The organism is Streptomyces sp. WM6386, assembly GCF_000972385.1.
Taxonomy (GTDB): domain Bacteria; phylum Actinomycetota; class Actinomycetes; order Streptomycetales; family Streptomycetaceae; genus Streptomyces.
Genome location: NZ_JXTE01000296.1, coordinates 1 through 778 on the forward strand (window position 1 = coordinate 1; position 778 = coordinate 778).

Genomic DNA, 778 nt, shown 5'->3' on the forward strand with positions numbered 1-778 from the left:
CCCCGCGGCCCCCCCCACCGGCGGAGGGGACCCGGGACCCCCCGCACGCCCCACCCGCCGGTGACTCCGAGGGACCCCCCGCCCCACCCCTCCCCCGCGCCGGCTGGGAAGCCGTCCAACGCGCCCGGTCCCCCCAACGCCCTCGCGCCGAAAGCTACTTGGGCACCTACTTCACCCACCGCGTCGCGATCTCCGGCGACCGCTGCGGCGGCACGGACCCGGGCATGCTGTGCGGCTTCGGCGAGCACGCGGGGCGGACGGTCGCGTACGCCGCGCAGGCCGGCACCCCCACCCGCCCCGCCGGCTATCGCACCGCCGCCCGGCTGATCCGGCTCGCGGACCGACTCGGCATCCCGGTGCTGACGCTGGTGGACACCCCGGGCGCCGCCAACGACGCGGAGGCGGAGCGGCAGGGGGCGGGGCCGGCGATCGCGGAGGTGTTCGGCGCGGTGGCCTCCGCCCGGACCCCGATCACCACCCTCCTCATCGGCGAGGGCGGCTCCGGCGGAGCCCTGGCCCTCGCCGCGCCCGGCAGCACCTGGGCCGCCCCGGACAGCTACTTCTCCGTCATCGCACCGGAGTCGGCGGCAGCGATCCTGAAGCGGCCACCGGAGGAGGCGGAGGCGACGGCGGACCAACTCCGTATCCGGCCGCAGGATTTGGTGGAGCTGGGGGTGATCCGCGACGGCACCACGCCCTCCCTGTGACCGTACGTCAGAATCTTTATGCCACCCCTACATAGGACATAAGCCACAAAACCCCCCATTCAGCCTCCCCC

Annotated in this window: 1 protein-coding gene; it reads left to right on the top strand. The window is 75.2% G+C overall.

The window, feature by feature from the left end; genetic code table 11:
- On the top strand, window positions 1–707 hold a 707-nt coding region (locus TN53_RS41325; RefSeq protein WP_420719168.1), incomplete at its 5' end, for a carboxyl transferase domain-containing protein.
- Window positions 708–778: the final 71 nt, after the last annotated feature.